At 68.3% G+C, this 13,807-nt stretch carries 11 protein-coding genes; 8 read left to right on the forward strand and 3 right to left on the reverse strand.

Annotated elements, in window-relative coordinates:
• Positions 1-3 precede the first annotated feature (3 nt).
• Positions 4-669: a biliverdin-producing heme oxygenase gene (locus A5767_RS05750; RefSeq protein ID WP_064851876.1), complete on the reverse strand. Its 666-nt coding sequence runs from the start codon at positions 667-669 to the stop codon at positions 4-6.
• Between the two features lie 95 nt (positions 670-764).
• Positions 765-1,703 (reverse strand): aldo/keto reductase, encoded by a 939-nt coding sequence (locus tag A5767_RS05755; protein WP_006551962.1) that lies wholly within the window; start codon positions 1,701-1,703, stop codon positions 765-767.
• A 211-nt stretch (positions 1,704-1,914) separates the two neighbouring features.
• Here A5767_RS05755 and A5767_RS05760 point away from each other — a divergent pair, with 211 nt between their 5' ends.
• The 5 genes from A5767_RS05760 (at position 1,915) to mshC (ending at position 6,289) form a co-directional block, all read left to right on the forward strand.
• Complete coding sequence (locus tag A5767_RS05760; RefSeq protein WP_174556291.1) at positions 1,915-2,760, forward strand: undecaprenyl-diphosphate phosphatase; 846 nt, start codon at positions 1,915-1,917, stop codon at positions 2,758-2,760.
• Between the two features lie 36 nt (positions 2,761-2,796).
• Entirely contained in the window at positions 2,797-3,525 is a 729-nt protein-coding gene (locus A5767_RS05765; protein WP_064851877.1) for a histidine phosphatase family protein, read from the forward strand.
• A gap of 45 nt (positions 3,526-3,570) precedes the next feature.
• Entirely contained in the window at positions 3,571-4,161 is a 591-nt protein-coding gene (locus tag A5767_RS05770; RefSeq protein ID WP_006551966.1) for a DUF3090 domain-containing protein, read from the forward strand.
• 4 nt (positions 4,162-4,165) lie between these two features.
• The gene (locus A5767_RS05775; protein WP_060654473.1) at positions 4,166-4,972 is read left to right on the forward strand and encodes an SCO1664 family protein; all 807 of its coding nucleotides are present in this window, start codon (positions 4,166-4,168) and stop codon (positions 4,970-4,972) included.
• A gap of 75 nt (positions 4,973-5,047) precedes the next feature.
• On the forward strand, positions 5,048-6,289 hold the full coding sequence (gene mshC / locus A5767_RS05780; protein WP_064851878.1) for a cysteine--1-D-myo-inosityl 2-amino-2-deoxy-alpha-D-glucopyranoside ligase: 1,242 nt from the start codon (positions 5,048-5,050) through the stop codon (positions 6,287-6,289).
• Between the two features lie 51 nt (positions 6,290-6,340).
• On the opposite strand, the gene A5767_RS05785 is transcribed toward mshC, so the two are convergent.
• Positions 6,341-9,559: a DEAD/DEAH box helicase gene (locus tag A5767_RS05785; RefSeq protein WP_064851879.1), complete on the reverse strand. Its 3,219-nt coding sequence runs from the start codon at positions 9,557-9,559 to the stop codon at positions 6,341-6,343.
• A 177-nt stretch (positions 9,560-9,736) separates the two neighbouring features.
• On the opposite strand from A5767_RS05785, the gene A5767_RS05790 reads away from it, so the two are divergent.
• From A5767_RS05790 to A5767_RS05800, 3 genes are all read left to right on the forward strand, one after another.
• Entirely contained in the window at positions 9,737-11,107 is a 1,371-nt protein-coding gene (locus tag A5767_RS05790; protein ID WP_197483207.1) for a hypothetical protein, read from the forward strand.
• An 81-nt stretch (positions 11,108-11,188) separates the two neighbouring features.
• On the forward strand, positions 11,189-12,418 hold the full coding sequence (locus A5767_RS05795) for an AAA family ATPase (RefSeq protein WP_064851881.1): 1,230 nt from the start codon (positions 11,189-11,191) through the stop codon (positions 12,416-12,418).
• Positions 12,415-13,653: a vWA domain-containing protein gene (locus tag A5767_RS05800; RefSeq protein ID WP_064851882.1), complete on the forward strand. Its 1,239-nt coding sequence runs from the start codon at positions 12,415-12,417 to the stop codon at positions 13,651-13,653. Before A5767_RS05795 ends, A5767_RS05800 begins: the two co-directional genes overlap by 4 nt.
• Positions 13,654-13,807 lie beyond the last annotated feature (154 nt).

Consider the following 13,807-nt stretch of genomic DNA (forward strand, 5'->3'; position numbering starts at 1 on the left):
CGGTCATGCACGCACCCGATACCGGTCGATATCGCGCGCGAGGTCGGCGAACAGGGCACCGTTGTGCCCGTACACGAGGTTCGCCTCGTCCATGACGGTCTGTTGCTGGTCGCCGTCGAGCGGTGCGGCGTCGAGCTTCGCGCGGTAGGCGTCCTTGAACGGCTTGGTCTTCGGGATCCCGTCGAAGATGTAGAAGCGCAACCCGTCGCGCTCGTAGCCGTAGGCGCGTTCGAGCATGCGGCGGATGATCTGGCCGCCGGACAGGTCGCCGAGATAGCGCAGATAGTGATGCGCGAGGAAGGCTTCCGGGGACACCGCCGCGACCTGCACGAGCCGGTCGACGTAGGCGACCGTTGCGGGCAGCGGCGTGATGCGGTCGCGCCAGTCGGAGCCGACGAGGAAGTCGAGGTCGGCTTCGAGCGCGGCGGTGCGGAGCAGTTCGTCGCTGAGGAAGGGACCGGCGATCGGGTCGTCGGCGTAGCTGCGGCCGATCCGCTCGAGGCTGTCGTAGACGAACCAGGTCTGCGCGATGAGCGCGGCGTGGGCCTCGGTCGACAGCTTGCCGCCGAGCAGTTCCGAGACGAACACCGAGTTCTCGGTGTCACTGTGCGCCTGCTGGGTCTCGAGCCGGATCCGTTCGGCGAATCCGACGACTTCGGTCGTGGCCATCGACCGACCTCCCCTCACATTGCCTGTACCGAATGTACTCGGCAGGCTAGCCTAACCTTCCGGATAAGGGCAGGGTGCGGGCGGTGTCGCGGAGATCACGCGCTCACGTCGTCGAGCGCCGCGGCGATCGCCGGCGGCAACGCCAACTCCTCCGCGACCAGCACTCCGGTCAGTTGCGCGAGATCCCGGGCACCCACGAGCGTCGAGGCCACGTGCGGCCGGTCGCGCACCCACGCCAGCGCGACGGCCAGCGGGGAGGTGCCCAGCCCGTCGGCGGCCGTGGCGACCGCGTCGACCACGCGTACCGCGGATTCGGTGAGATAACGGCGCACTTCCTCGGTGTGCACGTCGTCGGCGCCGCGCGAATCCGCCGGCACCCCCGACCGGTACTTACCGGTGAGCACACCGCCGGCGAGCGGCACGGCCGCGAACACACCCACGCCGTGGTGGGCCGCGGCGGGGATCAACTCGTCCTCGACGCCGCGGGCGAGCAGGGAGTACTCGACCTGCGTGCTGATCAGCGGAGCCGGACGCCGGGCCGCGGCCGCGGCGGTCGCGAGCTGCCAGCCGAGATAGCCGCGCACCCCGACGTATCGCACGCGCCCGCTGGTGACGGCGAATTCGAGGGCGTCCATCACCTCGTCGACGGGGGTGTGCGGATCCCACGTCGCAACCTGCCACACGTCGAGGTGGTCGGTGCCGAGTTCACGCAGGGTCGCGTCGAGCTGGTTGAGCAGGCCCGAGCGGGAGCAGTCCACGCGGCCGGAACCGAGTGTGGTGGTGTCGATGCCGGAGCTGCCCGACAGCACCAGCTGGTCGCGGGGCACCACGTCGTCGAGCAGTTCGGCGAGGATCCGTTGCGCGACCCCGTCCCCGTAGGCGGGGGAGGTGTCGACGAGCGTGCCGCCCACATCGACGAAGGCCGACAACTGGGCTGCGGCCTCGTCGCCGTCCGTTCCACGACCCCACGTCAAGGTGCCCAGGCCGAGCCGTGAAACCCGCAGGCCGCTCGCACCGACTGTCCTGTATTCCATAACCGTCCGCGTTTCCTCCCGACACGACGGGACGTCGCCGCGCTCGGCCACGACCCTGGTACTGCACCCTAATGCGCAACAGGCGCGCGGCAGCGTCCGGCGCGCCGACCGGTCGGGTTCCACGTACCCTTCGCCGAGTGAGAACTGCTCCCTGCATCCGCGACCACCGATCCGTCCCCACCGCAGCCTTCGTGCCGGGGGTCGCCGCATGATCGGCGAATCGATGACCTGGCTGCAGACGATCGTCCTCGGCATCGTGCAGGGCCTCACGGAGTTCCTGCCGATCTCCTCGTCCGGCCACCTGCGGATCGTCTCGGAGATCTTCTTCGGAGAGGACGCCGGCGCGTCCTTCACGGCAGTCACCCAGTTGGGCACCGAGGCCGCCGTTCTGGTGTTCTTCGCCGGGGACATCTGGCGGATCCTGCGGGCCTGGTTCCGCGGCCTGTTCCACAAGGAGCACCGCTCCGACCACGATTACAAGATGGGCTGGTACGTCATCCTCGGCACCATCCCGATCGGCATCCTCGGCGTGCTGTTCAAGGACGACATCCGCACCGTCGCCCGCAATCTGTGGCTCGTCGCCACCATGCTCATCGTGTTTTCGATCGTCATCGCAGCTGCCGAGTACTTCGGCAAACAGCGGCGCGACGTGAGTCAGCTCACCCTCAAGGACGGGCTGATCATGGGTTCGGCGCAGGCGCTGGCCCTGATCCCCGGCGTGTCCCGCTCCGGCGGCACCATCTCCGCCGGTCTGTTCCTCGGGCTCACCCGCGAGGCTGCCGCCCGATACTCGTTCCTGCTCGCCATCCCCGCCGTCGTCGCCTCCGGTCTGTTCAGCCTGCCGGACGCCTTCGAACCGGCCGGGGAGGGGCTCAATGCCTCGGGGGCGCAGTTGCTCGTCGCGACGGTGATCGCCTTCGCGGTCGGCTACGCTGCGATCGCCTGGTTGCTGCGCTTCGTCGTCAACCACTCGATGTACTGGTTCGTCGGCTACCGCGTGATCCTCGGCGTGATCGTGCTCGGACTGCTCGCCACCGGCGTGGTCTCCGCCACCTGAGAGGCTGCCGACAGGCGGTACCTCTAGGCTGGGCGCATGACGGTCATCCTGCTGCGGCACGGACGGTCGACGGCGAACACCTCGCACGTGTTGGCCGGTCGTTCCCTCGGTGTCGAACTCGACGAGGTCGGCCACGTCCAGGCGAAGAATCTCGTCACCCGGTTGGCCGGGCTCGAGATCACCGAGATCGTGCGGTCGCCGCTGCTGCGGTGCCGGCAGACAGTGCAGCCGTTGGCGACCGATCGTGGACTCGAACCGGTCGTCGATGAGCGACTCGCTGAGGTCGACTACGGGCAGTGGACCGGACGCGAACTGAAGGAACTGGTCAAGGAACCGCAGTGGGCGGTCGTGCAGCAGCACGCCTCCGCAGCGGTCTTCCCGGACGGTGAAGGGCTCGCGCAGGTGCAGTCCCGCGCGGTCGCTGCGATCCGCGAACACGACCGGCGTCTGCGCGAGGCGCACGGCAAGGACGTCGTGTGGATCGCGTGCAGCCACGGCGACGTCATCAAGTCGATCCTCGCCGACGCGCTCGCGACGCATCTCGACAGCTTCCAGCGGATCGTCGCCGAGCCGGCGTCGCTCAGCGTCGTCCGCTACACCGACACCCGGCCGTTCGTGCTGCGCGTGAACGACACCGGTTCGGACCTGTCCGGGCTTGCCGGGCCGTCCGAACCCAAGTCCGTGCCCGGCGGCGAAGTGCCCGGCGCGGTCGAGGAACCCGGCGACCCACCGCAGGGGCACCGACAGGAGACGGCACGCGGATAATGGCAGTGTCCGTCATGGCAGAGTGTGGGGACTCGAGGAGGTGTGATGGCCCGCGCGATACACGTGTTTCGAACACCTGATCGGTTCATCGCCGGCACTGTCGGTGAACCGGGCGACCGGGTGTTCTACCTGCAGGCCGTGCACGAGTCCCGTGTAGTGAGCGTGCTTCTGGAGAAGCAGCAGGTGCAGATCCTGGCCGACCGGATGGGGCTGTTGCTCGAAGAGGTACAGCGCCGCTTCGGCACCGTGATCCCCGACGACCCCGAGGTCGACGTCAGCCCGTTGGTGACACCGATCGAGGCCGAGTTCCGGGTCGGCACCATGGGTCTGGGCTGGGACGCCGACGCCGGATCGGTGGTGGTGGAGTTGCTCGCGGTCACCGACACCGAACTCGACGAGTCCGTGGTGCTCGACGACACCGAGGAAGGTCCCGACGCGGTGCGGGTATTCCTCACCCCGGTGCAGGCCCGCGAATTCGCGGCCCGCTCCGAACTCGTCGTCTCGGCCGGGCGCGCGCCCTGCCCGCTGTGCGGCGAACCGATCGGCGCCGACGGACACATCTGCGTCCGCACCAACGGTTACCTGCGTACCCCCGGATTCGATCCGGCCGCGTGGTTCGGCGAGGAAGAAAGCTGACCGCGTGACGGCGCCGGACGTGCGGAGTGTGCTGACCGACGGCGACCTCGACGTCGTCGGGCAGATCGCACACGCAAGCAACGCGACCCTCGTGTGCGACGCGCAGCTCGGCGACACCGAGGTGCGGTGCGTCTACAAACCCGTCCGCGGGGAGCGGCCGTTGTGGGACTTCCCCGACGGCACCCTCGCCGGACGCGAGGTCGCCTCGTACCTGATCTCCGAGGCGCTCGGCTGGGACGTCATCCCGCTCACCGTGCTGCGCGACGGCCCGTACGGTCCCGGCATGGTGCAGCGCTGGATCGACACGGTCGACTCCGCGCAGGGCGGAACGGAACGCCTGGATCTGGTGGACCTGTGCCCGGCCGGTGCGGTCGCGCAGGGGTGGCTGCCGATCCTGCGTGCCCGCGATCTGGACGGCGCCGAGGTGGTGCTCGTCCACGCCGACGATCCGCGCCTGCAACGCATGGCGGTGCTCGACGTCGTCCTCAACAACGCCGACCGCAAGGGCGGCCACGTCCTCGAAGGTCTCGACGGACACGTCTACGGCGTCGATCACGGCATCTGCCTGCACCAGGACGACAAGCTGCGCACCGTGCTGTGGGGGTGGAGCGGCGACCCGGTCGACCCGGTCCTCCTCGCCGACCTCGACAAGCTGCTGCGCCGGTTCGACGGCGGCTTCGCCGAGGAACTGTGCGAGCACATCACCGCCATCGAGGTGCGTGCCCTGCAGCGCAGGATCACCCGCTTGCTCGAACACCCCGTGATGCCGCATCCGCGCGGCGACCGGCGCATTCCCTGGCCCGCCTTCTGACGTCCCAGCCGTTCGCCTACCGCACGCCCGGGTGCCCGCGCGGAGCACTCCCGCGACTCCATTAGGCTCGTAGTCATGCAATCTTGGTCCGACGTCGCGATCCCGTCCGTCCCCGGTCAGGGGCCTCCGTTGCGGTTGTTCGACACCGCGGACCGAGCGGTGCGTCCGGTCACCTCGGGCGACACCGCGACGATGTACGTGTGCGGCATCACCCCCTACGACGCCACGCACCTCGGCCACGCCGCCACCTACCTGACCTTCGATCTGGTCAACCGCATCTGGCGCGACGCCGGCCACGACGTCCACTACGTGCAGAACGTCACCGACGTCGACGACCCGCTGTTCGAACGCGCCGAGCGCGACGGTGAGGACTGGGTCGTCCTCGGTATGCGCGAGACGGCCCTGTTCCGCGAGGACATGGAGGCGCTGCGCGTGCTGCCGCCGCGCGACTACATCGGTGCCGTCGAATCGGTGAACGAGGTCGTCGAACTCGTCGAGAAGCTCGTCGCCTCCGGTGCCGCCTACATCGTCGACGACGCCGAGTACCCGGATGTCTACTTCCGGACCGACGCCACCGAGCAGTTCGGTTACGAGTCCGGCTACGACCACGACACGATGATGCGGTTCTTCGCCGAGCGCGGCGGCGACCCGGAGCGCCCCGGCAAGCGCGACCCGCTCGACGCCCTGCTGTGGCGCGCGGAGCGTCCCGGCGAACCGGCCTGGCCGTCGCCCTTCGGTGCCGGACGCCCCGGCTGGCATATCGAGTGCGCGGCCATCGCCCTCAACCGCATCGGCTCCGGCTTCGACGTGCAGGGCGGCGGCAGCGACCTGATCTTCCCGCACCACGAGTATTCCGCCGCGCACGCCGAAGCCGTCACCGGCGACCGGCGTTTCGCTCGGCACTACGTGCACACCGGCATGATCGGCCTCGACGGCGAGAAGATGTCGAAGTCGCGCGGCAATCTGGTGTTCGTCTCCAAGCTGCGCGGGGAAGGTGTCGACCCGGCCGCGATCCGCCTCGGCCTGCTGTCGGGCCACTACCGCGTCGACCGGCCGTGGACGGCCGAGGTCCTCGCCGCCGCCGCGGCGCGACTGGCGTTGTGGAAGCAGGCGGCGGCGCTGCCGTCGGCCGCCTCCGCCGAGGACACGGTCGCGCGCCTGCGCCAGCACCTCGCCGACGACCTCGACACCCCGAAGGCCCTCGATGCCCTCGACGGGTGGGCGACCTTCGCCGTCGAGCGCGGGGGAGACGACGCATCGGCGCCGGGTCTGTTCGCCGACGCGGTCGACGCGCTGCTTGGTGTGAACCTGCGCTGAGGCGTCGGTGCGTGGTGTGGTAGCAGGCATCACCAGGACCACGCACCGTAGCTACGCCAGCAGGGCGCGGATGTCGTCGGCGGTCAATGCCGACGAGAACATCTCTCCGTCGTCGACGACCGACGAGAACAGCTCCGCCTTGCGTAATTGCAGCGCCCGCACCTTCGCTTCGATGGTGTCGCGGGCGATCAGCCGGTACACCATGACGTTGCGGGTCTGCCCGATGCGGTGGGTACGGTCGACGGCCTGCGCCTCCGTCGCGGGATTCCACCATGGGTCGAGCAGGAAACAGTAGTCCGCTTCCACCAGATTCAGGCCGAATCCGCCGGCCTTGAGGCTGATGAGAAACACCGGTGCCGCTCCGGACTTGAATTCCTCGAGTACTTTTCCGCGTTTGCGGGTCTTGCCGTCCAGATACAGGTAGTCGATTCCGGCGGCGTCGAGCCGTGCCCGGACGCGGTCGAGGAACCCGGTGAACTGGCTGAACACCAATGCTCGGTGCCCGCCGACGATCACGTCGTCGAGCTGTTCGAGCAGCGCATCGATCTTTGCGGAGCCGACCTTGTTATGCGCGTCGTCGACGAGGGCCGGATCGAGGCTCATCTGCCGCAGCAGGGTCAGCGACCGCAGGATCGTGAAGCGGTTGTTGTCGAGGTCGTCGACGAGCCCGAGAATTTTCTGCCTCTCGCGCTGCAACTGCCGGTCGTAGACGGCACGGTGTTTCGGTGTGAGTTCCACCTCGAGTACCTGCTCCTGTTTCTCCGGCAGGTCGGTGGCGACCTGTTCCTTGGTGCGACGCAACATCAGCGGTTTGATGCGCTGCCGCAGCTGCACCAGCAGTTCGGGGTGGCTGCCGCTTTCGATGGGTTTGCGGTAGTAGTCCTGGAACTTCGTCGGATGGGGGAACAGGCCGGGTGCGGTGATCGATAGCAGCGACCACAACTCCATCAGGTTGTTTTCCATCGGAGTTCCGGTGATCGCGACCTTCAGCGGTGCCTCGATCTGCCGCACGCACTGATATGCCTTCGCCCGGTGGTTCTTGACGAACTGTGCCTCGTCGAGCAGCAGCATCGACCAAGCCCGTTCGAGATACTCGTCGATATCCAGGCGCAGCAGCGTGTACGACGTGACGACGACGTCGATCCCGTCGAGCAGATCACCCAGCGACACACCGCGTTTGGCGGATGTCTCGGTGATCGCCACGACGTTCAGGTCCGGTGCGAATCGCCGGGCTTCGGTGGCCCAGTTCGGAACCACCGATGTCGGCGCCACGATGAGTACCGGAGCATCCGCGGGTCGCTTCGCGCGAGCGTGGCAGATCAGTGCAAGCGACTGCAGGGTCTTGCCGAGGCCCATGTCGTCGGCGAGGATTCCGCCGAGTCCGTGCGTCCACAGGAACGTCAACCACCGGAATCCGTCGAGCTGGTACGGCCGCAGCGTCGCCTGTACCGCCTTCGGCACCCGGGTCTTCGCTGTCGCCTTCATGTCGAGAAGGCCTTGTACCTGTTTCTTCCAGGCTGCGGCCTGCTTGTCGACGACACCGAGCGCCGCCAGTTCCTCCCAGATCCCGGCTTGGAATCGGCTCAGCTGCAATCGATCCGGATCGTTGTTTTCGTGCAGTGCGCGGGCTTCGTCGACGAGTCGGCGCAGTTGTTGCAGTTCGGGTTTGTCCAGGGGCAGGTAGGCCCCGTCGGGCAGCATCAGAGTTGCCGCGCCCTCGCTGAGTGCGGTGAACACCTCCCGGAAAGGGAGGGTGGCCCCGTCGAGTTCGATGGTGATGTTCAGGTCGAACCAGTCGGAGTCGGCGGTGGCCTCGGTGGACAGTCCGATGCGCAGGCTGTCGCCGACGTCGCGGTAATCGGCAGGGGTGCCGTCGACGCGCACCTGCACATCGTCACGGCCGGTCAGCAGGGGCAGCAGTTCGGATACCAGTCGTGCGGTGTCGAGGTCGGTGATGGCGACGCGGGGGAACAGCCGCCGGTCGACGGAGTTGTCCAGGCCGAACGGGGCGACCACCGGCCGGATCTCGGTGAGCAGCGCGTCTTCGGCGTCGCGGTCGCGGACGGTGTCGCCGAGACGTTCGTACAACTCGACCGTGTACTCGCCGTCGCCGACGGTGTAGCCGAACTGCCAGTGCAGATCGGCGCGATGTTCGGGACGGAAGGCGACGTGTAGGAGCAGCGTCGGCCCGCTGACGGTCGGTGCTGTGAACGAGCCGTCGGTGGAGGTGACGGTCGCTGCTCGGTGCAGGCGCGGGTAGTAGGTGGTCGCGAACCGCGGCACCTGATCTGCTGGCACGGTGAGCGCACCGCTGCTCTGCAGTAGTTGTTGCATGCCGGCGGCAACGGGGTTGCGGAGCTGCGCGAGGCGGAACGGTAGATCTGCCGGCGCGCCGCCGTCGTGATCCCCTGAAGGGAGGTAGATGACGCCGTGGGCGGGGGTGCCGATGAACGCGACGGCGGTCCCGGTCGAATCGTCGCCGATGTGCAGGGCTGGGGTGACGGTCAGGCCGTCACCCGAATCGGCGACGTCGACATGCACATCTGCGGTGCCGGGCGGCGGCACCGCACCGTGCTTCTTCTTCGCGTAGCGCAGCTCGATCCCGAGACGGTGGGCATCGTCGAGCAGCGACCACAGTCGCGGCGACACTGCGGACAGGTCGACGGTGCTCGAGGCGGAACTGTAGTAACTGCGTGTCGATGCCTGTACCAGCGCTGCGAATTCGAGCAGCAACTGCTGATGCTGCTTGTTCACGTCGTAGGTGTAGGCCAGGTTCTGCCACGAGATGTTGCCGGACACCCATCCCGTGCGGCCGGGCCGCAGCACCCGCGCGGTGAGCATCGGCGCCGGAGCGTGTGCTCGTTGTGTCAACGCCAGTTGCAGGGCAAGGGGCACGCCGTTACCGGTCTCGTGGTCCTCGAACATCGCTTCGAACGGTGCCTCCCACGAGGGCGTCTTCGGGGTCGTATCCTCCTGCGGGGCAAGCAATGTGAGAAGAAGCGCCACGGTGTGCTTGCAGTCGTAGCCGACCGGGCACGAGCATTCGCCGTGCTCGTACTCGAGTCCCCGTGGCCCGGGGTGCAGTTGAACGACGGCCTGATACATCCGTGTGCCGGCGATTCTTCCGAAACCGACGAGATCGTCCTCGTCGAATCCGCAATCGACGACCGCGCCCCGCTCGGCGTAACGGCTGCCGCGGTCGAATGTGGGCCCGCCGACCGCGGCGATCAAGGACCGGATGAGGTGGTCGAAGGCGGGATTCCCGGACATGGGTGAGCAGTCTATGTCCAGCACCTCGTGCGCGAATGCGACCCCCAGCGCAACCGGAAGCACGCCCGAGGCGGCAACCGGCCGCGCGTACTGGCCGCACGTGCCACGACACGCTACGATTGCGCCGATGACAACCTTCTCTGATCAAAGATTGGGGGCCCAGTTCGCACACGGTGAGTGCTGATGCACCCTCCGACTGCGAACGGGACCGATCCCCGACTGTCCTTCTGGCTGCGCGTGCGCGAGTTCGCCGTGCCGCCGTCCATGATCGAGGACGCGACCGACCGACGCCGTGCAGGTGACTGGCGTGGCGCTTGTGCCGCAGCGGGATTCGACCCCGACCTCGACCTACGCGTACTGCGCAACAGGCACGGCGTCGAGGTTGCGTCGCAGGTCCTCGACGATCTACGACACCTGGCCCCCGACCTGCTGCGCTGGCACCTACCGCGCGTAGCTCCCGACGGACTACTACGCCCGGGGCTGACCATCTCGCTGGCCCGGTACGGGCCGCATGAGCACAGAAAACGCTGCGGTGCGAACAGTTCCATGCATCTGATCGTTCGGACCGCTCCGGCCTGGGCGGATGCGGGGCAGCGGATCGCGCTGACGTTGTGGGACGGCTCGGATTTGACGAACCATCCCCATCCACGCCCCAACAGACGGTTCCGCCTCGACCTCCACCGGCACCTGTGGGATGTCCGCAGGTCCGCTGAACTGCGACTACGCGGTGGCACAGGGCAGGTGCCGGCCACCACCGCGTTCGCCCCCAGTCTGGCCGCGATGATCCCGGAGAACTGCGCCGTCGACCGCTGGGCTGCAGAATCCGGCATCCTGCTCCGCACGGACGGGCACCGTGACGGTCCCGTGCGGGTGCGATGCGGGGGTCGACTCGACGTAGTGGTGGAACCGGTCGGCGGTACGGATCCCGTGGCATTGCGTGTTGTGGGCGACTACCCGCGCGGCCGGCTCGCTGCGCTGCCGGTGCTGCCCGAGGCCGCGATCTGGGTGCCGCCCGACCTGACGTTGCTCCGGTCGGGAGCAATCACCGCCGACGGTCTGCACCCGCTGGTCGCCGCAGCGCTGGATCCGGGTCGGCCACCGCCGCAAGCACCCCGGATACCGAAGCGGGGGAATCGAACTCACCTGATCGATTGCCGTGGTGAACGGCACCGGCTCGGGCTGGTCGACGGCGTCCTGACCGCGCTCGACCATGATCCCGCCGAGATCCGGCGCGAAGAACTGCTCGCCCGACTGGGCGGCACTCCATTGCCGTGTCTTCACGCCATCGACCAGGCGCATCGCCGTCCCGACTGCCTGCCGGGCGTTCGTGAACGCCTGGATCACGGAGATGCCGCCGGGGCGCTGGCAATCGTCGAAGGGCTGCTCGGTCCCGACGCGGTCCTCCGTGACGGACCTCTGCTGGACGAACTCCGGACCTCCGCGGACCGCCGCAACATCTACGACCGGTACGTCTCCGAGCCGGTGGAACCACCGCCCGCATCGCGACCCCGCAGACTCGGACGGTCGCGTCGCACCCGATCACACTGAATCTCCTTCCTTCTCGAAGCGCACTGTTCCGCAGGGCGTCCTACGGGTCGTGTCCTGCTGTCCCTTCCGACATCACAGGTGATGCACATGTCTTCCACACTCCTTCCTGCCCGGTCCCCGAACAACGAACTCGACAGTGCTGCAGCGTTGTCGGCGATGCTCGACGCGGTCACCACCGAGCCTCGCCCCAACGACCAACTCGAAGCCCTCGCCGTGGCGGTCGCCGCGGATCTACCGGTACTGCTGTGGGGTGAACCGGGAATCGGCAAGACCGCCGCCCTGACCCAGCTCGCCGAGACCGTCGACCTGCCGCTGACCACTGTCATCGCGAGTGTGCACGAGCCGTCGGATTTCTCGGGTCTGCCCGTTCTCGGCGACGATCCCGCAACTCACGGAGTCCCCATGGCACCCCCGGACTGGGCGGTCCGGCTCGTGCAGGCCGGGCGGGGACTGTTGTTCCTGGACGAATTGTCGTCGGCACCACCCGCCGTGCAGGCGGCCCTGCTCCGCCTCGTCCTCGAAAGACGAATCGGGGCACTGCAACTCCCGCCCGGTATCCGCATCGTCGCCGCCGCCAACCCACCGTCCTCGGCAGCGGACGGCTGGGAGCTGAGTCCACCGTTGGCGAACCGATTCGTGCATCTGAACTGGACCTACGACCACGACGTGGTCGTCCGAGGTCTCGGCGGAACCTGGCCACGCGCGACGCTGCCGCGCCTCGATCCGGAAAAGTTCTCCGACGCCGTGACGTTCGCCCGCCGCGCGGTCTGTGAACTCCTCGCCGCCCGGCCCGCCCTCGTACATCAACTCCCCAGCAGTCAGACCCGTCGTGGCAGTGCCTGGCCGTCGCCGCGGAGCTGGGACATGACCGTGCGGCTGATCGCGTTCGCCACCGCCACCTCGTCGTCGAAGGATGTGCTGTCCCTCCTGGTTCGGGGGAGTGTCGGTGACGGACCCGGTTTCGAGCTGCTGGCCGCCATCGAGCGTATGGACCTTCCGGATCCGGAGGCGCTGCTCGCCGATCCGGCGGCTGCCGATCTTCCCGAGCGCGGCGATCTGCGCCAGGCCGTGCTCGACGCGGTGGTTGCCGCGGTCCGCCGACGGCCGGACAAATCCCGCTGGGACGCGGCGTGGGCACTGCTGGCCACTGCGGTGGAATCCGGGCCGCCCGATCTCGTTGTTGTGCCGGCGACCACACTGGCCACGTTGCGCCGCGACGGCTGGGAGGTGCCGGCATCGATCGACGAGCTTGCCGGTGTCGTCTCGGTTGCGCGATCAGCGGACGACGCTGCCGCGCAGGTCGGCCGATGACGACGTCACCGGCATTCGACGCGAACAGGATCTACGCCGCACGGTTGTATGCCGTGCGCGCCCGGCCGTATCTCGCGACCGCCTTGCACGCGCTGCACATCGTCGCATCGCCTCGCGTACCGACGATCGGTGTGGACCGGCACTGGCGCTGCTACATCTCACCCGTCTTCGTCGCTCAGCGGCCGGTCGAGGAACTGGCGTCAGTCCTTGTTCACCTGGTCTCGCACGTGCTGCGCGACCACCACGGCCGCAGCGACCGCTACGCCCGCGCGCACGACCTGGGTGGTCGCGCCGATCGACTACGCATGAACATCGCCGCCGACGCGGAGATCAACGACGATGCGCTCGGTGACGGATTGCCCCTACCCGACGACGCCGTTCTGCCGTCGACCCTGCAGTTGCCCGCCGGTCAGCTCATGGAGGACTATCTGCAGCAGTTCGGCCTCGGTCCGTGCACCGACAGGCTGGCCTGGCTCGACTGCGGCAGCGGTGCCGACGGCTTGAGCCGTGAGTGGGAGTGGGGACCGGAAGGGGCGAACGCGCTCAGCGACGAGCAACGGGACGCTGTGCGCTTCCGGGTGGCGCACAGCATCATCGGGCAGCCGGGCAGTGCACCCCGCGGGTGGCAGCGGTGGGCGGAGGAGGCTCTGCACCCGCCGCAGCCGTGGCGAACTCTGTTGGGGGCGGCGATCCGCTCGACCACCTCCGCGTCCGGCGCCGGTGACGACTACACCTACCGCCGGCCGGCACGGCGCTCTGCTGCCGTGCCCGGAGCGGTGCTGCCGAGCCTGCGGCGAACCCCGCCGCGGGTCGGTGTCATCGTCGACACCTCCGGCTCGGTGAGCGACGCGGATCTGGGCAGTGCTCTGCTCGAGGTCGCCGCTATCGCGCGGGCCGTGGGAGGGCGTCGTGACCTGGTCACGGTGCTGTCCTGTGACGCGGCCGCGCGGATCGTGCACCCGCTGTGTCAGGCCGAGGACATTCCGCTGGTCGGAGGCGGTGGCACGGATCTGCGCGCCGGATTCGCCCGGATGCTGCGTCTTCGGCCCCGGCCGGATGTAATGGTGGTGCTCACCGACGGGGAAACCCCCTGGCCCAGCAGCCGTCCGGGGTGCCGGACGATCGTCGGTCTGTTCCCCCGCATTGCGACCCGCAGCGAATCGAACCCCGACTTCGTTCCGGACAGGCCGCCGGAATGGGCGCGTGTGGTGGAGATCGGCACACCTGCGATCTGAATGGGACCGAAACGAAACCATGCTGGATGAGATCTTGGGCGTTTGCCGGTGCTTTCGGATGGGACGGTCATCCAGCTTCATCGGTCTGAGCTCTCCGGCGTCGAATGCTCCCGGTGGTCGAGGCGTCCGAGCGTCCTTGTCCTGATCCGGATAG

Origin of the sequence: Rhodococcus sp. 852002-51564_SCH6189132-a, assembly GCF_001665495.1 — a bacterium.
GTDB lineage: Bacteria > Actinomycetota > Actinomycetes > Mycobacteriales > Mycobacteriaceae > Rhodococcus > Rhodococcus pyridinivorans.